Source organism: Edaphobacter sp. (genome assembly GCF_035763405.1).
In the GTDB taxonomy this organism is placed as follows: Bacteria; Acidobacteriota; Terriglobia; order Terriglobales; family Acidobacteriaceae; genus Edaphobacter.
Map to the genome: position 1 here is coordinate 1 of NZ_DASUBE010000082.1, position 22566 is coordinate 22566.

Here is a 22566-nt window from a genome sequence, read left to right on the forward strand (position 1 = left end):
GCTGTTCTGGCAAGCTATGCCTTCAAGCACGGCTTCTCTCTGCCGGTACGCTGGGAGTACATCACCAGTTCGGGGACCGCTGCTCAACAGGCCGTGAATCTCATCTTCGGCCCGGGAAGCGCAGGCACCTCTGTGACCGTAACCCCCACCTATCAAAAAGGCGGGTTCTTCGCGCGGGGTGAATTCTCCTGGGTTCGTGCCCTTAGCTCAACTCCCGGTGACGTATTCGGCCCTAACGGCACAGACCTGAATCAACCGAGAGTTTTATCTGAAGTTGGCTTCGTCTTTGGCCGCAACATGGAAAAATAGCGACGACCACGTCACACAGCGTGTGCGGTACAAGGCCATCGTCTTGTACCGCGCTCGCATCGTACTCCCTCTTGTATGTCATTCCCGAAGCGAATCTGCGTTCTGTCTTTGCACTCGTTTTTTGTTGGTCACTCCCGAAGAGAATCTGCGTTTCGCATCATCCCACGCCGGGCTACACCTATACGGAAAATGCTCTATTTCCCGGTGCTTCCATTGGCCGGCGTCTCTCGCGTCTCTTCCTGCACGAGCCAGCGGCGCAGTTGCAGCAGATCATTGGCACGGGCGACTCCGACGGGTTTGTGCGACTCGTGCGACTCGACGACAACGATGTTCTCGTTGTTCTTGAGCAGCATGTCGCGGTTCACCTGGTCCACCGGCTCGTCCGGATACGCCATCACATAATCCTGCCGCGCCAGCTCGCGCATCTTGAAGTGGTGGTCCGGCGGATCGACCTTCAGCAGGTCGTGCGCCTCAACGATGCCGACCAGCGAGCCGTCCTTTTCAACCACTGGAATCACGCCGACGTGTCCAGGCGTGATGCGCGTAATGACCGAGCGGAGTTCATCGTCTGCATCAAGCGAATTGAACTCCTTCTGCATAATCTGGTCGATGCGCGCGCGCATCAGCACCGGCACGGAGTAATCCTGAAGCACAATCAAACCGCGCTTGACCAGCTTGCTCGTCATAATCGAATCGCGGCTGAAGAGCCGCACAAATCCATCCGCCACCATCACGCAGACAATCAGCGGCAGCAGCGAGTTCGGATTGTGGCTCAGCTCAAACAGAAAGACGATGCTGGTGAACGGCGCGCGCGCAATGCCGCCAAAGCAGGCCGCCATCGCCGCCAGTGCATAAAACGCAGGGTCGCTGACCAGATGCGGAAACAGATGGTGGCACCCCATGCCAAACACCGCGCCAAAACCTCCACCTACGATCAGCGACGGCGCAAAGACGCCGCCGGTCGTGCCCGAGCCAAGCGAAACAACCAGCGCGACAAACTTCGCCACGGAAACGCCGATCAGTTTGTTCGCCGGCAGTCGGTCATTGAGCATATCGCGGATCGTGTCGTAGCCCGTGCCGAAGATCTGCGGATAGAAGTAGCCGATGATGCCCAGCGCCAGTGCGCCGATCGCCGGCGACCAGATCAGAGCGCGCTTCACCGGCAGATGGTCGAAGAAATCCTCCAGCCAGCCGAGTGTGCGAATCATCGCAATGCCGATGATGCCCATCAGCACGCCCATCACACCAAACAACCACAACTCATTCATGCTGGTCAGGCGGAAGGCAGGCGTGGGAAACAGAGGCGCCCAGCCTACAAAATAGATGCGGACGCCGGTCGCCACTGCCGCCGCCAGCGACACAGGAATAAACGATCGCGCGCGAAACTCAAACAAAAGCAGCTCAATGGCCACCAGGATTCCCGCCAGCGGCGCAGTAAACGTCGCAGCCATGCCTGCCGCTGCGCCCGAAGCCAGCAACACGCGCCGGTAGTAAGGCGTCAGCCCAAGTGCCTGCCCAAACAGCGATCCGAACGCCGCGCCGGTCTGAATGATGGGACCCTCGGCGCCGAACGGCCCGCCGGTGCCGATGGCAAACGCAGTAGCCAGCGGCTTCAGGAAGGCTACCCGGAGCCGCATCCGGCTCTGCCCAAACAGCACCGCCTCCATCGCCTCCGGGATGCCGTGCCCCTTCAAGGTCGGCTCCCAGTAGTGGACCATGATGCCCACCAGCAAACCGCCAATCGGCGGAATGAGAATGACCCACAGGCCCAGGTGGTTATACGCAGGATTGGTGATCGCGAACGAAAACCGTCCGTAGAAGAAAATGTTGGTAAAGAGGTAGATCAGTTCCAGCAGGCCTTCTGCCACCAGCCCGCCGACGAACCCGACCAGCACCGCATAGCAGCATATCTTGACGACCTCCGGTTCCAGCGCAACGCCGAACTGGATCTTCTTGCGAGGCTTCACTTCAGCGCCATTAGGAGCCTGAGAGAATGGAAAGTCAGCCATCAAGAACCTCCGCGGTCTACTTCAGTCTGCTCGTGCTGAAACTCCTGTCCTATCCAACCATCGTGTTAACGAAACTCCTCGCATAAGGAGCCTACATGGAGCTTCTTCTGCACCGGTAGCTTCTCAATCACGGGAACCCGCTTAGTCCACGCCAACTTACCCTTCCAGCCCGTAGTGCGTGGAGTGCTCGTCGTAGCTGTACCCCACCGCTCCATTCTTGTGCGTCCTCAACGCCTTCAGGATGTCGGTCTTGGTCACGATGCCCTCCAGCCGTCCACTCTCCGTCGTCACCAGCAACATGTGCTGCCGATACTCACTCAGCAGCAGACGCAGCGCCTCCATCACATCGCCGCCCGCGGAGATTCTGGAGACATGCCTGTCCGTAACATCTCGCACGTGCGTCGAATCCCACTTGTTCCGAGGCACCTTGGCAAGCGACCACACATGGACCAATCCCAGCAAATGCTGCCCCTCGAACACGGGGAACGTGGCATGGCGATAATGCGGCGCCAGAACGTCGGTGAACTCATGCAGGCTCAGCGATGCCTGCACTGAAACCACCTGCTGCTGCATCACATCTCCGACCGTGATGCCGCTCAGCTCATGCACCCGGACTCCTTCATGCAGGCGCTGGTCGCCTGAAGCCGAAGCATCGCCCGAGACCGCATACGCCACCGCCGCGCCGATCAAAGCCGGAACGATGAAGGCGTGTCCACCCGTTGCCTCGGCAACGAAGACCACCGCCGCCAGCGGCGTCTTATAGCCTGCCGCGATAAACGACGCCATGCCGACCGCCGCGTAGAGTTCAAGCGCCGGGCTGTGTACCACCGACTGCGCGAACGCCGCGCCCAGACTGCCGCCCGTCAGAAACAGCGGCACGAACATTGCGCTGACGCCGCCAGCAGCCAGCGTGAACGTCGTGGCTGCAAGCTTCAGCCCGCTAAACACCAGCAGTTCATAGGTGCTGTAGTGCTTGGTCAGGATGTAGCCCACAGCCTCATAGTTAGGGCCAATGGGAATCAGCACGCCGTGAAACAGCGCGAGGAACGTAATGCCGCACAGACCGGTAAGCAGGCCGCCGATGGTCAGCTTGATCCAGTGGGGCCACGACCACTTCACCCAGAACACGCGCGCGCGCCGGAAGGTGATAACAAACGCCATCGCAACCAGCCCGACGATCAGGCCCAGCAGCGCGCACCACACCAGGTCGCGCCGCGTAAACGACGTGGCCGACTCAAAATCGAACAGCGGCGCGCTGCCCACAAACGACGTCAGCGTCATGTACGAAACGACCGATGCGATCAGCGAAGGCACCAGCGCCTCATGCGCCAGGTCGTCCTTGTACGGCATCTCCAGCGCAAACACGATGCCCGTCAGCGGCGCACGAAAGACCGCCGACATACCCGCCGCCGCGCCGCAAATCAGCATAATCCGCCGGTCGCGCGCATCGAGCCTCAGCCCGCGCAGCTTCGCCCACAGCCACGAGCCGATCGCGCCGCCACCATAGATACTCGGCCCTTCGAGCGCCGCGCTGCCGCCAAAGCCCACCGTCGTGAAGGCCGCCAGCAGCTTCGCAAAAAATGGACGCATATTAATGTCGCCGTTATGCTCGTGGTACGAGCTGATAATCTCTTCGGTCGAATGCGTATCCGGGTCAGGCGTCAGATACTGCATGATCAGCCCCGTCAGCGCAAAACCGAGCGTCAGCCCGGGAACAATCGCCCAGTGGTGGCGCAGATAGTAGCCAAGCACCGCGGGCCACATCTTGCCCAGCAGCAACACCGTAATCACGGTGATCGCAAGACCGGTCACAATGCCGATGATCGGCGCAACGATCAGCCACTTATGCAGATCGCGTGAATAGGTCGCCGTCAGGTCCTCGTGGACCAGCGGGAAGTACTTGCGAAGCAAGGGGTGTCGTAGCACCCAGTTCGTCTTTTTCCGGTTCTCTACCATCGTCTGCTGCATTCGATTTCGTTGCCGTTCCTTTTGAGTTACAAACTCGAATCAAACATCTTCACTTTGCTTCAGCGTTGCACTGCCCTGCCATCAGGAACCCGCCGCCCTCTTCCTGAATTCAAGCGACTGCGGCGGCACCCTGGGGACCTTCACGAGCCTCTCCTGCGCATGACGCACCTCATCCTGGTGGAGCTCCGTCAGCTTGCCGAGGATCTGCTCGCCATGGCGCGTCAGGCGAACAAACACAAACCTGCGATCAGCCGTGTCGTGCTCTTTCCTCACCAACCCGCACTGCGCCGCACGGTCCACCAGACCCACAACCGAGTTATGTCGTTCCTGCAAAAACTCAGCCAGCTCCGAGACCGTCGCCCATCCGCGCCCCGTATATCCCGCAACGCCCAGCATCAACTGGTGCTGCTGCGGAGTCACACCGCATGCACGCGCAGCCTTTTCGCTAAACCGCAGAAACCGCCGCAGGTTATAGCGAAACCAGGCAAGACTTCGGATTGCGTCTTCGTCAAATGCAGGCGCCGTTCGGGGAGTGGCCTGTTCAGCAGTGGACCGCTGCTTCATGCCCAAATTATATCGTAATGTGATTCAATTTGCATCGCATTGTGACGTATTCTCCTTTGTTGTCATTCCCGAAAGGAATCTCCGTCTCTCATTGGCCCGCGCCGAGCACGCCTATATGGAAAATGCTCGAAATTGTCATCCTTCCGCGAAGCGGGAGAGCCTGCTCCTGTATCTCCCTTCCGCAACACGACCACTGAATTACCCTCATAAGGTATGCGGCAACACGCCAGCAAGCAGATTCCGGCCAGCTTCGCCCGTCTGGCGAGCGCCGCCTTGCTGTGCGCCATCACGTTCACCGCCCCCGCCCTGCCGCAAAACCTGGCGAATCTCGGCCACCAGACGTGGACCACCGAAAACGGCCTCCCGCAAAACAGTGTCCACCAGATATTCCAATCCCGCGACGGCTACATCTGGCTGGCGACTGAAGGTGGCATCGCACGCTTCAACGGCGTCGACTTCCGCGCCTTCACCCAGGAAGACACCCCCGCCTTCACCACCGACGACATCTGCTGCTTCGCCGAAGACACGCACGGCAATCTCTGGATCGGGACAGCAGGCGGGCTCCTCCAGTACCACGACGGCATGTTTCGCCACTTCACCCTCGGCGACGAATCAGCCGGAGTCGAGGCGCTGGCCGTAGCCAACGGCGACAGTCTCTACGCCCTCACCGGCAATGGCATCGCCGTCTTCAATGGGAAGAGCTTCGCGCCCCTGCCGCTCCCTTCCTCCATCTCGCCCATCGCCATCGCAGCCGCAGACAACGGCAGCCTCTGGCTCGCCACCGCGACACAAACATTTCAATTCACTCCCGGCAACCTTCATCCGATTGCACTCAACCCAGCTCCCACAGACCCCATCGAAGACATCGGTTCATTACCCGGCAACGGTCTCTGGCTGCTGACCGGCAACAGCCTCACGCTCGTCGAAGGCGGCCATACTCGCACTCTGCTGGCCGGCCGCGAACTTCCTCAGGCACGGCTCCAGTCCTTTCTCGAGGACACAGCCGGCAACCTCTGGGTCGGCACCGGCAGCGGCCTCTTCGTCATGGAAAAAGGTGCGAACCGCGCACGCATCCAGCCCGCTCTCGGCACCAACAGCATTCTCTCCCTCTTTGAAGACAGTGAAGGCGACCTCTGGGCAGGCACCGGAACAGCGGGCCTCGACATCTTCCGCCGGCAGAGCTTCCGCACGCTTCCCGCGCTCTCCGACCACGTCACCACCGCCATCGTGCAATCGACGGACGGAGCCATCTGGGCAGGCACCAACGGCGATGGCCTCGACCGCTGGCAAGCCGGCACAGTACGGCACTACTCTGCCGCCAACGGTCTGCTCAGCGACATCATCCTCGCCGTCGCACCCGGCCGCGACGGCAGTACCTGGGTCGGCACGCCCGACGGCCTCGACCATATCGCAGGCAGCAAAATCGACGCCTACACCTCCGCCGACGGCCTGCCCGACGACTTCATCCGCTCGCTCCTCGTCGCCGAAGACGGCTCGCTCTGGATCGGCACGCGCCGCGGCCTCGCCCACTGGCAGGACAACGCCTTCACCACTTACACGCAGGCCAACGGATTGGGAAGCAACCTGATCGGCGCGCTCATCGAAGCACGACCGGCGGCCGCGCCGGGCGACGCACGACCCGACCTATGGATCGGCACGCTCGACGGCCTCTCCCGCCTCCGCGCCGGAAAGATCACCACCTACACCACCAAAGACGGCCTCTCCGGAAACATCATCACCTCGCTGCTCGAAGACCGTGAGGGCACGCTCTGGATCGGCACCAAAGGCAGCGGCCTCACCCGCGCGACCACATCAGGCTTTCTCTCACTGAACCGTCCCGGCCTGCCCCGCGCCATCGACTCCATCCTCGAAGACAATCGCGGCAACCTCTGGCTCAGCTCCACCCGAGGCATCACCCGCGTGCCACGCGCCGCCCTTCTCGCCTGCGGCCAATCCTCGCAGTGCGACCCGCACGCGGAGACCTATGGACGCTCGGACGGCATGCCCACCGAGGAAGCATCCGCCATCGGCCACCCTGCGGCGTGGAAGGACGCCCTGGGCCAACTCTGGTTCGCCACGCGCAAAGGCGTCGCCATCGCCGACCCCGATCACCTCGCCGAAAACCGCCTGCCCCCGCCGGTCGCCATCGAGCGATTCACCGTCGACGACGCTGAAGTCCCGCTCGCTCCCACCGAGATCAATATCGAACCCGGACACACGCGCTTCGCCTTCGACTACGCTGGCCTCAGCTTCGCGCATCCTTCGCGCGTCCGCTATCGCTACATCCTCGAAGGCTTCGACAAGCAGTGGACCGAGGCCGGTCCGCGCCGCAGCGCCTACTACACCAACCTGCCTCCCCGTCACTACCGCTTCCGCGTCGAGGCAGCCAGCGGCAACGGCGAGTGGAACGAAGCAGGCGCGGCGCTTGCCTTCTACGTTCATCCCGCCTTCTATCGCCGGGTCTGGTTCATCCTGCTGTGCCTCGCTCTGCTCGCGGGCATCATCGTCCTGCTCTACCGCCTGCGCGTCCGCCGCCTGCGCCGCCAGTTCGACGCCGTGCTCGCCGAGCGCAACCGCATGGCCCGCGAGATCCACGACACACTCGCCCAGAGCTTCGTCGGTGTCTCCGTGCAGCTTGAGCTTGCCTCGCAACTGCTCGCGCAATCCCAGCCCTCCGCTGCCCAGCAGCAGATCGACCGCACCCGTACCTACGTCCGCGAAGGACTCGCCGAAGCCCGCCGCAGCATTTGGGACCTCCGTGCCATCACCGCCCACGACACCCTGCCCTCGCGCCTCACGCACCTGGTTGAGCAGACCGGCTCAGCCGAGCTTCACGTTGACCTCACCATCGGCGGAACTTATCGCCCGCTCGCCCCCGCCGTCGAAACCGAAGTACTCCGCATCGCGCAGGAGTCGCTCGCTAACGTCGCCCGCCACGCTCAGGCCACGCGCGCCGCCATGGACCTGCGCTATCATTCAAAGCATCTGGCATTAACCGTTACCGACAACGGACGCGGCTTCGAGGCCACCGCCGATTCGCTCCCGGCCAACGGCCACTTCGGACTCCAGGGAATGCGCGAGCGCGCCGCCCAGATTGGCGCGCATCTCGAAGTCGCCAGCACCCCCGGACAAGGCACCGCCATCACGCTCGACGTACCCATCGCCGCCGAGAAAGGAAATAGAAGACATGGGGAATCCCATCCGCCTGCTGGTCGTCGATGACCACCACGTCGTGCGCCAGGGCCTGATTGCGCTGCTCAACATCATGCCCGGGATCGAAGTCGCAGGCGAGGCCAGCGATGGCCTGCAAGCCGTCGAACTCCACCGTAAGCTCCAGCCCGACATCACCCTCATGGACCTGCAACTGCCCAGGCTCGGCGGCGTCGATGCCATCCTCCGCATCCGCGCCGAATCGCCCGCCGCCCGCTTCATCGTCCTCACCACCTTCGACGGCGACGAGGACATCTACCGCGCGCTCCAGGCAGGCGCAAAAGCCTATCTGCTCAAGGGCATGACCGTCGAGGAGCTGACCTCCGCTATCCAGGCCGTACACAGCGGTAAGACGCGCATCGCCCCGGCCATCGCGGAAAAGCTCGCCGAGCGCATGAGCGGCCAGGCCCTCACCGGACGCGAGCTGGCCGTCCTCGAGCGCATCGTCCGCGGCCGCACCAACAAGGAGATCGCCTCCGACCTCAACATCAGCGAGGCCACCGTCAAAACCCACATCAACAATCTGCTTGGCAAACTCGGCGTCACCGACCGCACCCAGGCTGCAACCGCTGCCCTCCAACGCGGCATCGTACATCTCACCTGACACCACATAAGACGGGCCCATGCGACGACTCCTCCTGCTCTGCCTTCTCCTTCCGCTCTCACTTGCCACCGCGCCCGCCGCGCCGGCCAAATCCACCTGGCGCGCCGCGACCCCGTCCGAACTCGCCGCTGCCCTGCCTGACCGCGCACAGGTCGTCAAAGAGCGCATCGAAACCGAGATGCGCACCGCCTCCGGCATCATCGACTCGCACGGCAAGCTCATCGCCGGCGTCGTGCTCATCACCGCCGGATACTCGGCCGACGGCAAATACTCGCATTACGTCCTCGTGCAGGCGCCCATCACCATCGGCAACGTCCGGCTCGCACCCGGCGCCTACGTCTTCGGCTGGCAGCGCGATCAGGACTCCCTGATGGTCAAGTTCTACGACGCCGCCACCGGCACCGAGCTCGGCGATGTCGTCGCGCACCGGCTCCCCACCGGCTCGCGGGTCGAGTCCTTCCGCCTCTGGCCGCCCTCTGACCGCCAGATCGTGCAGATCGGACGCTTCGCCATCCCCTACAAACTTCCCGGCCAGTAGGCGAATCCGCAAAGTTACACCGCGTCGCGCCTGAATCTTCAGCACATCGAAAGCTGCATTTGGTACTGTTGTTACGACACTTTACTGTTCAGGAATGCCCATGGCTAAAGGTGAAACCAAACGCTACTACCCGACTCCCGCCCTCGAAAAAGGTCTGGACATTCTGGAGCTCTTCGCCGGCACCCCGGCGGGCCTTACCGTCAGCGAGGTCGCGCGCAGCCTCAACCGCACCGTATCCGAGATCTTCCGCATGTTGCTTTGTCTCGAACAACGCGGCTACCTCGCGCAATCGGCCAACAAGGAGCGATACCATCTCACGCTCCGACTCTTCCGCCTCGCGCAGGAGCACCCGCCCACCAAGCGCGTCGTCACCGAGGCGCTGCCCATCATGCACACGCTCGCGCACGAGCTGCGCCAGTCCTGCCATCTCGGCGTCCTCGACGGCGGCCACGTCGTCATCCTCGCGCAGGTCGATTCGCCCGAATCCACCGGCTTCTACGTCAAGGTCGGCTCCAAGGTGGACCTCATGCACGCCGCCACCGGCCACGTCATCCTCGCCCACCAGACAGCGGACGCCTGCGAGCGCGCCATCGACGAGTGGGCGCGCGAAACCAAAAAGAAAAAGCCCGCCGATCTCGACGAGCACCTCGCAAAAATCCGTGCGCGCGGCTACGAGCGACGCGCCAGCTACGAGGTCTCCGGCGTCGTCAACATCAGCTTCCCGGTCATCAATTCGCAGGGCAACGCCGTCGCCGGCCTCACCATCCCCTACGTCAAACGCCTCGAAGACCCGCTCAGTATGACGGAGATCATCGCCGCGCTGCGTAAGTCGAGCCGCCAGATCTCCGAGGCGCTCGGCGCGCTGCCGCCGCTGGTCAATCCCGTGCTTCCCAAAAAGCCCCGCGCCAAAGCACAAAAATAAACCCCGCCGTAGTCCATCCCCGGCGGGGTCTCTGGAAGACCTCATTCAATCTGTTTCCCTGTTGCTCCAGGTAAGAGCCGTCATTCTGAGCGAAGCGAAGAACCCCCGCATCTTGCCAGTAGCTGGACCAAACGTGGCCCCAGGCCCTACAACTCAATCCCCACACCGCCGCGCGGCTTGTTCTTGCGCACGAAGTCCGTATCCTGCCGCGGCTCCGACTCGCACTCAATCGCAATCGTCGTCACCGGCGAATCCGGCGCCTCCATCGGCAACCCAACCAGATGAACGCGGTACGGGTCCTGTTCGACGTTCACGCTCTGCCCGGTCTTCAGCAGCTTCGCCGACTTCACCTTCGTCTGCAGCCCGGAGATCGCCACATCCCCACCCGGCCAGAAGTGAACGTGCATATACAGCGTGTTGCCGACCCGCGTAAAGCTCGCGTAGGTGGACCGCCGCGGCTGGCACAGGTCCGAGTTGCGCACCGAGTCGCCATTCGTCTCCATCCACTTGCCCACCTCGGTCAACACGCGCACCGACTCCTCCGGCACCGACCCATCACCTTTCGGCCCGATGTTCAGCAGATAGTTCCCGCCATCGCGCGTACACGAAATCAGGTTGCGAATAATCGTCTTCGCCGACTTCCAGTTATCGTCCGCCCGCTGATAGCCCCAGCTATCGTTCAGCGTCATGCAGCTCTCCCACGCACGCCCGCCGGTCTCGGCAACGATCTTCTGCTCGGGCGTCGAAAAATCCCCCGGCAGCTTATTGCGATTGTTCACAATGATGTCCGGTTGCAGCTCGAACACCATCTTGTTCATCCGCTCCGACTCCCAACCCGCCGCATCAAGCGGCCACGCCACGTCGTACCACAACACGTCGATCTTGCCGTAGTTGGTCATCAGCTCGCGGATCAGTCCATGCGTGTACTCCACAAACCGCTTGCGCGCATCTTCATCCGTCGCGCACCGCGCGCCATCCGGATGGTGCCAGTCCATCAGCGAGTAATAAAAGCCCACGCGCAAGCCCTCGGCCCGCGCCGCCTCCACATACTCGCGCACCAGGTCCTGCTTCGGCCCCTGCTTCACCGCGTTGTAGTCGGTCAGCTTCGTGTCCCAGTTGCAAAAGCCCTCATGGTGCTTGGTCGTCATCACCATGTACTTCATGCCCGCGGCCTTGGCCAGCTTCGCCCACGCGCGTTGCGAGCCCGGCTTCGGATGAAACTCGCCGGAGAACTTCTGATAGTCCACCAGCGGAATCGCCTCGTCCTCCATCGCCCACTCATGCCGCGCGTGCTGGCTGTAGCAGCCGAAGTGGATAAACATTCCGAACTTCGCCGCGTGCCACCATGCCATGCGACGCACCTGGTCCGGCGTCGGCTGCGTGCTCGCCGCATCCTGCGCCCCTGCCGCGACCTTCATCGCGGCCTCGGCGCTCCCGCTCACCGCCAGCGAAGCCAGCGACGCGCCCGTTCCCAGCAACATATTCCTGCGGCTGATCCTGAATCCATCCATCTCGATTGGTCCCATCCTTCGTTTGGTCTCGATGCGGAAAGCAAAGTTTGCCGCAACCAGCTTTCTAATCTGCGCAGACTGTCATTGTCAACAGTGAAATGAAAATTTTATATGGAAAATAACCCGACCCTCCGGCTCAGCACTTCCATTCCGCACCCGGAGCGAAGCCGAAGGGGAAGGAATCTGCTTCTGCTTTCCCGTACCGCGCACAGATGCCAACGTCCCGCCACCACGTCATCTCGACCGAAGGCGGCGCTTTTGCCGCCACAGTGGAGAGACCCCAGTATTTCCTCACACACCCACAAATCTCTGAACGCCAGCCCACACGCCAAACGCAACCACAGGGAGCAGCCTCATCCCCTGAGGCACGCTCCTTCATCATCCAACCAGCTCCCGATAATCCTCGCGCACCGGCGTAAACACGTCGAGCACCTCGCTGGCCTCCAGAGCCGTAGCCTGGTGTTCGACACCTCCATCCACCACAAAGCTGTCCCCCGCGCGCGCCTCCACCACGCGGCCCGCCATCTCCGCCCGAATCGCGCCGCTCACCACATACACCAACTGGTGGTGCGGATGGCTATGCCGCGTCCCCACCCAACCCTTCTCAAAATAATGCCGAATCAGCATCAACTGATCGTTATGCGCCAGCACCTGCCGCTGCATTCCCTCTTCAGGCGCAATCGTTCGCGCATCCTCTGTCTTTACAAAAGCACTCATCGTTCCACCGTATCAGAGCGGCGGCACGGACGGCCGCCGCGTAAATCGCTCTTGCCGCCCCTCCATAAAACGGCTAATATCTCTGCTCAAACTGTCATAGGAGCGGCCGCTTGCTTCCTGTATGACTTCCCCCAACGAAACCGAGCTGCGCCGAGCGATTGAGTCGGATGAGATCGTTCCCTACTTCCAGCCGATCGTTGAACTGCGCTCCAGCCTGCTCACCGGTTTCGAGGTCCTCGCTCGCTGGAAACACCCCGAGCGCGGCCTCATCGCCCCCGACTTCTTCATCCCTGTCGCGGAAAGGGCTGGCTTGAACGGCCTGCTGCTGGCGAATCTTCTCCGCTCCACGCTGGCTGCCGCCGCTCGCATCTCGCCGCACCTCACCCTTTCCATCAACATCTCCCTCACCCAGCTCACCGACCGCACGCTGCCCCGCCACATCCGCCAGGCAACCGACGAGGCCGGCTTTCCCCTCAGCCGCCTCATCCTCGAAATCACCGAAAACGCGCTCGTCGGCGACACCGAGCACGCCTACCTGATCGCCAACGAGCTCAAAGATCAAGGCTCTCGCCTCGCCCTCGACGACTTCGGTACCGGCTACTCCAGCCTTCGCCACCTCCAGGCCCTGCCCTTCGACGAGATCAAAATCGACGCCAGCTTCGTCCGCTCCATGACCCACACCCGCGAGAGCCGCAAGATCGCCGCCGCCGTCATCGGCCTCGGCAACAGCCTCGGCCTCGTCACCGTCGCCGAAGGCGTCGAGAGCGCCACTCACGCCGACATGCTGCTCTGGCTCGGCTGCGAGCGCGGCCAGGGCTTTCTCTACGGACGACCCGTCCCTCCCGAAAGCCTCTACGAGATCCTCACCATCCGCACCATCTTTCCTCCCCGCGTACTGCGCACGGCCACCATCGAAGGCACCATGCCGCTGCGTCTGGAGGCATTCCCCACACAACGTCTGGCGCAGCTCCACGCCATCTACGACGGCGCTCCGGTCGGCCTCGGGTTTCTCGATCGCAATCTTCGCTTCATCAGCGTCAACAAGCGACTCGCCGCCATGGACAATCTTCCCGTCGCCAGCCATCTCGGGCGAGCCATCGCCGACGTCCTCCCCGGATGGTTCCCCGAGTTTGAGCCCCACCTCCACCGCGCGCTCGCCGGAGAAGCTCTGACCGGTATCGAAAGCTACCATCCCAATCCGCTGGACACCAACCAGGAAACGACCTTCCTCGTCTCGTTCCAGCCCGCGCTCGACGAAGCAAATGAAGTCGTCGGCGTCTCCCTCTGCTTCGTCGAAGCGGGACGGCCCGGCCGTGTCCAACCCGCCCCCGACGAGACCGGCGAAGTCATCGGCATCTCCCTCTCCATCACGGAAACCACCGCGCCAGAGACCACCGCCGCCGAGGCTCCCATCACGAGAACTGCTGCACCAGAAACTTCCGTTGCAGAAACGATCATCGCCGAAACCACCCAGTCAAGGCCCAAAGGCCCGACAGCATACCAGCCTGGGCCGAAGGCCTAGGTTCACGGTGGCAGAACGTGAAAGGGCTGAAAGAGGGTGCTGAAAAAGTCAGTTTTGCTTAAGGGCACGGCTTCAGCCGTGCCGCTAACGCTGCAAAATCAACGCGGCTTTAGCCGCTGAGGTACGCCTTTCTCTTCGCCAATGACTTTTTCAGCACCCTCTTCAGCCACTGAGGGAATGTTTCTGGAGCGGCCGCACTTTTCAGCACCTCTATAAGCCCGTTCTAATGCTGCCATACGGCGCAGACGAAGGGAGCGCCACTACCGCGCAGCGCTCGCTGCAAAACTCCGCTCAAGAAACTCCAGCACCTTCGGCCCCGCATCCAGCGTGGACTCTGCGTTGCCTTTCGCCGTCCCGCCCAAGTTCATCTCCTCACCGCTCACCGGATGACTTATCGCCCCGCTCCATGCCGGAATGATCTCCGGCGACCCGGCTCGATGTCCTGCGTGAGGATAGTTCAGATGCTCGTATGGATAAGCAAAATGCGCCTCCTGTAGCCGGTGCACGACCGCATCCGCCATCGACCGCGAATCCCAGACACCATCCGATCCGCCCGAGATCACCAGGATCGGTCCATGTGTCTGTTCCACCCGGATCGTCGCCGCGGCCGCCAGAGCGGCATCTCCCTTGAAGCGCGGCAGAACGTAGGCAACAGGCTGCCCCTTCCAGGTCCATGCCGCGCCTCGCATGCGATTGCAGCACGCTGGATATCGCACATTCGCAGGAACATAAGCCACCACAGCCCGCACCTGCGGATACATCGACCCCAACTGCAACGCCAACTCGCCGCCACGCGAAGTACCTACTACCGCAAGCTCATTCGCTTCCACCTCCGGACGCTGCATGATCCAGCTCAGCGCCTCGCCAAAATACTCCAACGGAATATTCTCCAGTTCACGCGGCAGGTCGTCGTACCGGAAATAGGCCAGGGCCAGAACCGCATACCCATGCGAAGCCAGCCACGCAGCCTTTCGCACCGGCACGCCGCCCTCCGAGCCTCCAACCATCAGGACTCCCGGATGCTTACCCTCTGCATCGGGAACCAGGAACACGCCATGCAGCGCGCCCGTCAGCCGTATCTGCTTCACTCCATCCCGAAGAGCCATCTGCTCCAGTTGCCCATTGGCGATCTGCTTCCCATCCGCCATCACGCGAAAGTCGATCGCCTGGACACCAAGCTGATGAGGCGGTTGATAGATCTGCACGTTTTTCGTCGCAGGCATCATGGCCCAAACCAGCCCCATGGCGGAGACACCGTCATACGACCCCTTCACCGGAGCCTGCTTCGTCGCGTCCACCACACCGCTTGCATCTGCTGCAAACTCCGCCCGCGAAGCCCACGGCTGGCCGCCGCCGTCGGTCAACTCTGCCTGAATGACAATATGCTCCTGTGGTGCAAGCCCGGTCACTCGGATCGTGGCCGCCTCGTCCGCCATCACACGGGCCGGCGTAATCTCCAGTGATTGCGCCACAACCACACTCGTATAGAAGAGAAAGCCAATCAACAATCCTTGAAGACGCCGCATCAACCCTCGCTTGATATGGAAAACCTGCCTGCTTCGAAAATCTCTCGGCCCCATTATCTCCGCTCCGGCGGATAATAGTTCCAACCCAATGCCCATCGCCCGCCTTACCCTCGAAATCGAAATCCCTCACGCCCAGTCCCTCAAGGACCGCCGCCAGGTTGTCCGCTCCCTCAAGGACAAGCTCCGCCACAGCTTCAACCTCTCCATCGCAGAGATGGACGACGGCATCGTCTGGAACCGCGCCACCCTCGGCATCGTCGCCATCTCCTCCTCCACACCCTATCTCACCGGCCAGATCGAGCAGATCGACAAAGCCGCCCAAAGCTACGCCGCCTCCCTCAGCGCCGAGATCACCGACTCCTGGGCCGAGATCCTCCCCGACAACGCCTGACCCCAGAGTGCCCACTTTTTGTCGTCATTCCCGAAGGGAATCTGCGTCTCACGGGCGCCCCACCTTTTGTTGTCATTCCCGAAGGGAATCCGCGTTTCACGGGTGCCCCATCTTCGCGACAGTTTCATCGTCGCTAAGGTGGGGCCCAACGTCACCACCAAACACACGTCATCTCGACCGGAGGCGGCGCTTTTTGCCGCCGCAGTGGAGAGACCCCCGTATTCCCCCAACCAGCCACACATGTCAACCCCCAAAACCACCCAACCTATTCCATTCAAAGCCAATAGCTTTGGCGGTTTAGTTCTGCAACACCCGATAAAATAGAAGCAGAGAGAAAAATCAGGCGCGAACAGGTCGCCACCCATAACCCCTGTAGATCAAGGACTTTAGCGAAATTTACACCTGAAATCAATACTTTACAGGCGCTCCAGAGCCAGGTCCGGACCTAAGTCCAATGTTTGAAGGACTTTGCATAATAAGTAGGGGGAGGGGGTACCACCAACACGCCAGCAATCCCTGCTCTGCCAGGACCCGACACTAGGTAGAACGCCGCATCTCTGGTATTCTCTGTAGTTCGCCTCGCGGCGAAGACCCTTATGCCTGAACAACGCGCCAGAGCCCACCATCGCAACCGGGTCGCCAACACCTTCTCCGACGAGATTGGAGCCATGCTCGAAGGAGAACTCTCCGACCCGCGCATCGCCTCCAGCCACGTCACCGACGTCGTCCTGGCACCCGGCGGCAAGTCCGCCCGCATCTTCGTCGCCGTCCAGGGCAGCGAGGAAGACGAAGCCTCGACCCTCGAAGCCCTCACCGCCGCCCGCGGCTACATCCGCTCCCAGCTCCGCGAGCGCATGGGCGTCCGCCACGTCCCCGAGCTGAGCTTCGCCATCGACCGTTCCCAAAAGATGACCGGACGCATGGACGAGCTGCTCAGCCGCATCCGCAAACGCGAGCAGAAGCTGCCCTCACGGCAGCCGTCTGAGCCGGCATCAGCCAAATCATGAAGCATGACGACCAGATCGACGCGTTGATAGCCGAGTTCCGCTCGCACAGACGCTTTCTCATCACCTCGCACTCGCGACCCGACGGCGACGCGGTCGGCTCCGTCCTCGCCCTCGCCGAACTCCTCGAACAGCTTGGCTGCCACGCTGACGTCCTCCTCGCCGACCCGGTGCCCTTCATCTACCGCACCCTGCCCGGCCTCGACCGCATCCGCTACTGCTCCTCGGTGGACGAGGTGGAACCTGACACGCAGACGCCTGTCATTGTGCTCGAGTGCGACGGGGCCGCCCGCACCGGCCTCAAGGGTCTCGACCGCCACCCGCTCATCAACATCGACCACCACGCCAGCGGCCGCCACTTCGGCTACCTCAACTGGATCGACGAAAACGCCTGCGCCGTCGCCGCTATGATCTACCGCCTGGCCCGCCGCGCAAACGTCGAGATCACCCCCTCGATGGCCACCTGTCTCTACGCCGCCATCCTCTCCGACACCGGCTCCTTCACCTACTCCAGCACCGACGCCGACACCTTCGCTCTCGTTCATGACCTCGCCAGCCACGGTGCAAGCCCTGCCCAGATCGCCCGCGATGTCTACTTCTCCAACCCGGCCAGCAAGATCCGACTCCTCGGCGCGGCGCTCTCGAACCTCCAGTGCGACGGCCCGCTCGCCTGGACCTGGATCACCAGCGAGGAGATGGACCGCGTCGGCGCTGAAGCCGAGGACTGCGAAGGCGTCGTCAACTACCTCATCAGCATCGACGGCATCGAGTCCGCCGTCTTCCTCCGCGAGGTCCGCGACGCCAGCCAGTTCCGCCTCAGCATCCGCAGCAAAGGCAAGCTCGACGTCGCCCGCATCGCCGAGCACTTCGGCGGCGGCGGCCACCGCAGCGCCAGCGGATGCACCCTCGACGGCCCGCTCGACGCCGCCACCGAGCGCATCCTGGCCCAGCTCCGCACCGGACTCTGATAGCCTTGTCAAGGGGAGAACTGCCGTCCGGTCGCCGTGCCGCGTTCTTCATTCAAACGCTTGACCGCATGAACAAGATGCAACAGACCGCCGGCAGCGGCGCAGGGACCTCCAGCGCGCTCCAGACCTGGTTTCGCCAGATCACCAAGCTGCCCGACGCCATCACCATCCGCGAGTGCCTCATCCTCTGCGCCGTCTCTGGATTCCTGCTGCTCTACGGCCTGGTCCCGTTCTTCGGCGGCGACCAGCTCGGCCTGGTCGGTGCAGACGAGCCCCGTTACGCCCAGGTCGCCCGCGAAATGCTCGCCGTGCACAACGAGGCATGCCACGCCGCAGACGCTAAAATCGTCCCCCGCTCGCTCTCCGTCGAAGCGATCCGCAACTCCTACCACTGCCTCGTCGGCGGAACCATTACGCCCGTTCTCTACGGCAAGCCCTGGCTGGAAAAGCCCGCCCTTTACTATTGGCGGGCCATGAGCTTCTTCAAGGAGTTCGGCGTCTCCGACTGGTCCGCGCGTCTGCCGTCCTCCTCCGGAGCCTTTGCACTCATTGTCCTGATTTACCTGCACATGAGGCGCTTCCGGCCTGGAGGGCACCTCGACGCCGCGCTCATGACTGCCGCCTCGGTCGGCATCTTCAGCTTCGCGCGCGGAGCCTCCACCGACATGCAGCTCGCCGCGCCCTTCTGTATAGGAATGCTCGGCTGGTATGCCTGGTACGAGACCGACAAGAAGTTCTGGCTCTTCGACCTCTACTTCTTCGGAGCTGCCGCCACGCTGGCCAAAGGTCCCGTTGCTCCGTTTCTTGCCATCTGCATCATCGTGCTCTTCGCCGGTCTGCGCCGCGAGTGGTCGCTGTTGCGCCGCACCATCTGGCTGCCGGGCCTTGCGCTCTACTTCATCATGGTGCTGCCCTGGTACATCGAGGTCCAGCGCCGGAACCCGACCTTCGTCAAAGAGTTCTTCCTCCAGCACAACCTCGAACGCTTTGCCACCAATCGCTATCAGCACCATCAGGCTCCCTGGTACTACCTCATCGTCCTGGTACTCGCACTGATGCCGTGGACTGTCGTCGCCTTCCGCGCCCTCATCGATTCGATCGACGTCTCCATTGCCGAGTGGAAGGTCCGGCACAATCCCTCCCGCTACCTCGGCCACACACGCGCAGGCGACGCCTTCCCCGAGTTCCTCGTTCTCTGGGCACTCTTCCCCATCATCTTCTTCTCTTTCTCCGGATCGAAGCTCCCCGGCTACATCCTGCCCTCGATCCCGCCCCTGACCATCCTCGCCGCCGATTATCTTTTCCGCCTCCGCGGCAAGGTCATGCCGCGCTGGCTGCTCTGGGCCCACGCCGCCGCCTGTGCAGTCCTCATCTTCGTGCTCGTGCTCGCACCCCAGCACATGCAGTACGACACCTTTGTTCCCTCGACCGGATGGTTGATCGTGGCCGCCATCTCCGCCATCCTTCTTGCCGCAATCGTTCTGCTCATCACGCGCCGCTGGGGCCCGGCCCAACTCACCAACGCGACCCTCATCCCCGTCTTCGCCATCCTCATCTTCCTGCTCGGCTTTCACGGACGAGAACTCGACCTTACCTACTCGGCCCGTCCGCTGGCCCGCGAGATTCAGCGCCAGGCACCCGGCATTAAACTCCTCGCCACCACCAGCGATGTCTCCCGCGACATCGACTACGGCCTCGCCTTCTATCGCAACCGGCCCACGCTCCACTACGCTCAAGGCATCCCTGACGGGGAACACATCCTCGTCGTCCGCACCGCCGACGCTACCCAGCTCGACACGCTCCTGAGCGGCCGCGTCTACAAGCCCCTCTTCCTCTATTCAACCCAGGGCCTCGCCGTCTACAAGGTAGACGCCCGCCCCTAGACCGTATCGAAGAACCCACAATCCCACTCCCCCATCCGCGCCCTGTTCCTATAAGCTCATCCAATACCCGGAATGGCCATCGCCACCCAACTCGAGATTCTCGACCTCCGGCACTTTGCCGCGCGCCAGATGCGCAGCCTGCTCGAGACCGAGGCCCACGTCTGGGAGCAGCGCCTGCGCTGGAACTACCAGAACTCGACCGAGCTTCTGCTCCAATACCTCGACTCGCGCATCCTGCCGGGCTTCGTCGCACTCGACCGCGGCCGCGTCGCCGGCTTCACCTTCTGCGTCTACGAGGGCCAGAAAGCCGTCATCGGCGACGCCTTCGCTATCGCCTCAGATCCCGATGAGGTTCTCCGCATTACCCAGACGCTGCTGCGGCACATGCTGGAGCTGCTGCTCAACTCGCCCGGCACGCTGCGTATCGAATCGCAGCTTCTGCTCTACGACGCAGGCTCCATCGAAGCCGTCTTCCTTGAGTACGGCTTCCAACTCCACCCGCGCCTCTTCATGGAGTTTCATCTCCCGCCCACTGCCGGGCCGTTCTTCAGTCCCACCGGCACTACGCTGCCGCACAACCTGCCCACAAACATCGAGCTTTGTCCCTGGTCGCCCGCCTACTATCAGCAGGCCGCGGAGCTGATTCACGAGTCCTACACCAACCACATCGACGCGCTCATCAACGACCAGTACTGCTCGCTGCACGGCTCGTTGCGCTTTCTGCACAATATCGTCCGCTTCCCCGGCTGCGGCGTCTTCGACGCCACCGAGTCCTGGGTGCTGCGCGACACGCGCACCTCGGCGCTGGTCGGCATGGTGCTCTGCTCGCGCGTCGCGCCGGACGTCGCCCACATCACACAGCTCTGCGTGGCCCCGCCCTATCGTGGAGCCAGTCTCGGCAGCTTCCTGCTCCGCCACGCCATCGACCACCTCTCGCACTCAGGCTTTGAGGCCATCACCCTGACCGTCACCGAAGCCAACCACCAGGCCGTCCGGCTCTACGAAGACATCGGCTTCTTCACCCGCCACCGCTTCGACGCCATGGTGCTCGACAAGACCCAACCCTGAGCCACGTTATCCGGCTCGGAGCGTGCAGTGCGGAGTGGAGAGACACCTGTCTATTCGTCTTCCGTTGCGCCCGCCCCCACGTTGTAATGCAGCGGAGCACGACGCCTGGTTCCGCTCCGGGTGCACCAGGCGCAGAACCGCCGCTCTCCGTAAAGCATCGAAGGCATGACCGGCCTTACTCGACGTGATAATTCGGGGCCTCGCGCGTGATGATGACATCGTGCACGTGGCTCTCACGCAGGCCGGCGTTCGAGATGCGGATGAATCGCGCCTTCTTCTGCAGCTCCTCGATCGACGAGCAGCCCAGATACCCCATGCCCGACCGCAGCCCGCCGACAAGCTGGTACACCATGCCCTCAAGCGGTCCGCGATGCGGCACCCTGCCCTCGATGCCCTCGGGCACGAACTTCGCCAGCCGGTTCGACGAGGCCGTCTCGCGCGCGGTTAGCGAAGGCCGCTCCGTGCTCGCATCCATGTCGTCCTTGCCCTGGAAGTACCGCTCGCCGGAGCCCTGCGCCATCGCCGAGAGCGACCCCATGCCGCGATACGCCTTGAAGCTGCGCCCCTGATACAGAATCGTCTCGCCCGGCGACTCATCCACCCCGGCAAACAGCGACCCCATCATCACCACGCTCGCACCCGCAGCAATCGCCTTCGTCACGTCGCCCGAGTACTTGATGCCGCCGTCGGCAATCACCGGCACGCCGCGCGCGTCCGCAGCGCGGTACGCCTCGGAGATCGCCGTAATCTGCGGCATCCCCGCGCCCGTCACCATGCGCGTCGTGCAGATCGACCCCGGCCCAATCCCCACCTTGATCGCATCCGCCCCCGCGTCCATCAAGGCCATCGCGCCGTCGTAGGTGGCGATATTTCCAGCCAGCAGGTCAATGCCGGGAAATTTCTTCTTCACCTCGCGCACGGCTTCGAGCACACGCGACGAGTGCCCGTGCGCCGAATCAATCGCCAGCGCATCGACCCGCGCGGCCACCAGCGCGGCAGCCCGCTCCAGAAAATCTCCGGTCGCGCCAATCGCCCCCGCCACGCGCAGCCGCCCTTGCGAGTCCTTCGACGCATTCGGATACTTCAGTTTCTTCTGAATGTCCTTGACGGTGATGAGGCCCTTCAGCTCGTAGTCGTCGTTGACGACCAGCAGCTTCTCCACGCGGTGCTGGTGCAGAATCTGCTCTGCCTGCTCGAGCGTCGTGCCGACGGGAACAGTGATGAGATTCGTCTTCGTCATCACCGAATCAATCGGCAGGTCGGTGCGCGAGACAAACCGCAGGTCGCGGTTGGTCAGGATGCCGACCAGCTTCTTGTTCTTCGTCACCGGCACGCCGGAGATCTTGTACCGCCGCATTACCTCCAGGGCATCGGCAATGGACTGCTCGGGCGCAATCGTCACAGGATCGACAATCATCCCGCTCTCGGACCGCTTCACCTTGTCGATCTCTCCGGCCTGCTGCTCGATCGACAGGTTGCGGTGGACGACCCCCAGCCCGCCCTGCTGCGCCATGGCAATCGCCAGCCGCGACTCCGTAACCGTATCCATCGCTGCGGACATCAGCGGAGTATTCAGCGTGATGTTCCGCGTCAGCCGCGTCTGTGTGCTCACCTGCGTGGGAACAACATCGCTGTAAGCCGGGACAAGAATAACGTCATCAAACGTAAGGGCTTCGGGTACGGGAGAGCTGATCATATGTTTTATCGTTCCAGGCGAGCGGGCCAGGCTTGGAAAAGCCGTCATGTCGCAGGGATTTTATTGATTGTAGAGTCCGCCCCGCGGGAGAGCAAATGCGCCGGTGCCCATTTCAACCAGCCACAGACGCTCGGGCGCCCCATCCTCCGCAGCTTC

At 62.6% G+C, this 22566-nt stretch carries 18 protein-coding genes; 11 read left to right on the top strand and 7 right to left on the bottom strand.

Translation table 11 applies throughout. The annotated features are described in order from the left end of the window. Positions 1-309, top strand: a 309-nt coding sequence (locus tag VFU66_RS08020) for an outer membrane beta-barrel protein (protein WP_326445718.1), incomplete at its 5' end; no start/stop codon positions are given. A gap of 194 nt (positions 310-503) precedes the next feature. Here the strand turns inward: VFU66_RS08020 and VFU66_RS08025 are convergent. The 3 genes from VFU66_RS08025 to VFU66_RS08035 form a co-directional block, all read right to left on the bottom strand. Further along, positions 504-2318, bottom strand: coding sequence for a chloride channel protein (locus tag VFU66_RS08025; RefSeq protein ID WP_326445719.1), 1815 nt, complete (start codon positions 2316-2318; stop codon positions 504-506). Positions 2319-2474: 156 nt separating this feature from the next. Further along, positions 2475-4286 carry a chloride channel protein gene (locus VFU66_RS08030; protein WP_326445720.1) on the bottom strand — a complete coding sequence of 604 codons (1812 nt, stop codon included), beginning with the start codon at positions 4284-4286 and terminating at the stop codon, positions 2475-2477. A gap of 81 nt (positions 4287-4367) precedes the next feature. Then, the gene (locus VFU66_RS08035; protein ID WP_326445721.1) at positions 4368-4850 is read right to left on the bottom strand and encodes a MarR family winged helix-turn-helix transcriptional regulator; all 483 of its coding nucleotides are present in this window, start codon (positions 4848-4850) and stop codon (positions 4368-4370) included. Between the two features lie 213 nt (positions 4851-5063). Here VFU66_RS08035 and VFU66_RS08040 point away from each other — a divergent pair, with 213 nt between their 5' ends. The 4 genes from VFU66_RS08040 (at position 5064) to VFU66_RS08055 (ending at position 10124) form a co-directional block, all read left to right on the top strand. Continuing rightward, positions 5064-8072: a sensor histidine kinase gene (locus VFU66_RS08040; RefSeq protein WP_326445722.1), complete on the top strand. Its 3009-nt coding sequence runs from the start codon at positions 5064-5066 to the stop codon at positions 8070-8072. Continuing rightward, positions 8038-8664: a response regulator gene (locus tag VFU66_RS08045; RefSeq protein WP_326445723.1), complete on the top strand. Its 627-nt coding sequence runs from the start codon at positions 8038-8040 to the stop codon at positions 8662-8664. The genes VFU66_RS08040 and VFU66_RS08045 overlap by 35 nt, the downstream gene beginning before the upstream one ends. Positions 8665-8683: 19 nt before the next feature. Next, on the top strand, positions 8684-9202 hold the full coding sequence (locus VFU66_RS08050) for a hypothetical protein (RefSeq protein ID WP_326445724.1): 519 nt from the start codon (positions 8684-8686) through the stop codon (positions 9200-9202). A gap of 100 nt (positions 9203-9302) precedes the next feature. Beyond that, positions 9303-10124: an IclR family transcriptional regulator gene (locus tag VFU66_RS08055; protein WP_326445725.1), complete on the top strand. Its 822-nt coding sequence runs from the start codon at positions 9303-9305 to the stop codon at positions 10122-10124. A 146-nt stretch (positions 10125-10270) separates the two neighbouring features. Here the strand turns inward: VFU66_RS08055 and VFU66_RS08060 are convergent, their stop codons facing one another. Together VFU66_RS08060 and VFU66_RS08065 are read right to left on the bottom strand one after the other, a co-directional pair. Continuing rightward, entirely contained in the window at positions 10271-11650 is a 1380-nt protein-coding gene (locus VFU66_RS08060) for an alpha-L-fucosidase (protein ID WP_326445726.1), read from the bottom strand. Between the two features lie 363 nt (positions 11651-12013). Beyond that, the gene (locus VFU66_RS08065) at positions 12014-12352 is read right to left on the bottom strand and encodes a cupin domain-containing protein (protein WP_326445727.1); all 339 of its coding nucleotides are present in this window, start codon (positions 12350-12352) and stop codon (positions 12014-12016) included. 121 nt (positions 12353-12473) lie between these two features. Between VFU66_RS08065 and VFU66_RS08070 the strand changes: the two genes are divergently transcribed. Next, positions 12474-13874: an EAL domain-containing protein gene (locus tag VFU66_RS08070; RefSeq protein WP_326445728.1), complete on the top strand. Its 1401-nt coding sequence runs from the start codon at positions 12474-12476 to the stop codon at positions 13872-13874. A 260-nt stretch (positions 13875-14134) separates the two neighbouring features. Here the strand turns inward: VFU66_RS08070 and VFU66_RS08075 are convergent, their stop codons facing one another. After that, positions 14135-15400, bottom strand: a complete 1266-nt coding sequence (locus VFU66_RS08075; RefSeq protein ID WP_326445729.1) for an acyl-CoA thioester hydrolase/BAAT C-terminal domain-containing protein — start codon at positions 15398-15400, stop codon at positions 14135-14137. Positions 15401-15488: 88 nt separating this feature from the next. Here VFU66_RS08075 and VFU66_RS08080 point away from each other — a divergent pair, with 88 nt between their 5' ends. From VFU66_RS08080 to VFU66_RS08100, 5 genes are all read left to right on the top strand, one after another. Next, positions 15489-15791, top strand: a complete 303-nt coding sequence (locus tag VFU66_RS08080; protein WP_326445730.1) for a DUF503 domain-containing protein — start codon at positions 15489-15491, stop codon at positions 15789-15791. 596 nt (positions 15792-16387) lie between these two features. Beyond that, entirely contained in the window at positions 16388-16798 is a 411-nt protein-coding gene (gene rbfA / locus VFU66_RS08085) for a 30S ribosome-binding factor RbfA (RefSeq protein ID WP_326445731.1), read from the top strand. Continuing rightward, positions 16795-17763, top strand: coding sequence for a DHH family phosphoesterase (locus tag VFU66_RS08090; RefSeq protein ID WP_326445732.1), 969 nt, complete (start codon positions 16795-16797; stop codon positions 17761-17763). The genes rbfA and VFU66_RS08090 overlap by 4 nt, the downstream gene beginning before the upstream one ends. 77 nt (positions 17764-17840) lie before the next feature. Continuing rightward, a complete protein-coding gene (locus VFU66_RS08095) occupies positions 17841-19646 on the top strand; it encodes an ArnT family glycosyltransferase (protein WP_326445733.1) in 1806 nt (601 codons plus the stop codon). 72 nt (positions 19647-19718) lie between these two features. Then, complete coding sequence (locus tag VFU66_RS08100) at positions 19719-20714, top strand: GNAT family N-acetyltransferase (RefSeq protein ID WP_326445734.1); 996 nt, start codon at positions 19719-19721, stop codon at positions 20712-20714. A gap of 175 nt (positions 20715-20889) precedes the next feature. On the opposite strand, the gene guaB is transcribed toward VFU66_RS08100, so the two are convergent. Next, the gene (guaB, locus tag VFU66_RS08105; RefSeq protein ID WP_326445735.1) at positions 20890-22410 is read right to left on the bottom strand and encodes an IMP dehydrogenase; all 1521 of its coding nucleotides are present in this window, start codon (positions 22408-22410) and stop codon (positions 20890-20892) included. Between the last annotated feature and the right edge of the window lie 156 nt (positions 22411-22566).

Bases quoted from the DNA above. Each gene is read 5' to 3' on its own strand.
- VFU66_RS08025 (WP_326445719.1), bottom strand. From the start codon at position 2,318: ATGGCTGACTTTCCATTCTCTCAGGCTCCTAATGGCGCTGAAGTGAAG.
- VFU66_RS08030 (WP_326445720.1), bottom strand. From the start codon at position 4,286: ATGCAGCAGACGATGGTAGAGAACCGGAAAAAGACGAACTGGGTGCTA.
- VFU66_RS08035 (WP_326445721.1), bottom strand. From the start codon at position 4,850: ATGAAGCAGCGGTCCACTGCTGAACAGGCCACTCCCCGAACGGCGCCT.
- VFU66_RS08040 (WP_326445722.1), top strand. From the start codon at position 5,064: ATGCGGCAACACGCCAGCAAGCAGATTCCGGCCAGCTTCGCCCGTCTG.
- VFU66_RS08045 (WP_326445723.1), top strand. From the start codon at position 8,038: ATGGGGAATCCCATCCGCCTGCTGGTCGTCGATGACCACCACGTCGTG.
- VFU66_RS08050 (WP_326445724.1), top strand. From the start codon at position 8,684: ATGCGACGACTCCTCCTGCTCTGCCTTCTCCTTCCGCTCTCACTTGCC.
- VFU66_RS08055 (WP_326445725.1), top strand. From the start codon at position 9,303: ATGGCTAAAGGTGAAACCAAACGCTACTACCCGACTCCCGCCCTCGAA.
- VFU66_RS08060 (WP_326445726.1), bottom strand. From the start codon at position 11,650: ATGGGACCAATCGAGATGGATGGATTCAGGATCAGCCGCAGGAATATG.
- VFU66_RS08065 (WP_326445727.1), bottom strand. From the start codon at position 12,352: ATGAGTGCTTTTGTAAAGACAGAGGATGCGCGAACGATTGCGCCTGAA.
- VFU66_RS08070 (WP_326445728.1), top strand. From the start codon at position 12,474: ATGACTTCCCCCAACGAAACCGAGCTGCGCCGAGCGATTGAGTCGGAT.
- VFU66_RS08075 (WP_326445729.1), bottom strand. From the start codon at position 15,400: ATGCGGCGTCTTCAAGGATTGTTGATTGGCTTTCTCTTCTATACGAGT.
- VFU66_RS08080 (WP_326445730.1), top strand. From the start codon at position 15,489: ATGCCCATCGCCCGCCTTACCCTCGAAATCGAAATCCCTCACGCCCAG.
- rbfA (WP_326445731.1), top strand. From the start codon at position 16,388: ATGCCTGAACAACGCGCCAGAGCCCACCATCGCAACCGGGTCGCCAAC.
- VFU66_RS08090 (WP_326445732.1), top strand. From the start codon at position 16,795: ATGAAGCATGACGACCAGATCGACGCGTTGATAGCCGAGTTCCGCTCG.
- VFU66_RS08095 (WP_326445733.1), top strand. From the start codon at position 17,841: ATGCAACAGACCGCCGGCAGCGGCGCAGGGACCTCCAGCGCGCTCCAG.
- VFU66_RS08100 (WP_326445734.1), top strand. From the start codon at position 19,719: ATGGCCATCGCCACCCAACTCGAGATTCTCGACCTCCGGCACTTTGCC.
- guaB (WP_326445735.1), bottom strand. From the start codon at position 22,410: ATGATCAGCTCTCCCGTACCCGAAGCCCTTACGTTTGATGACGTTATT.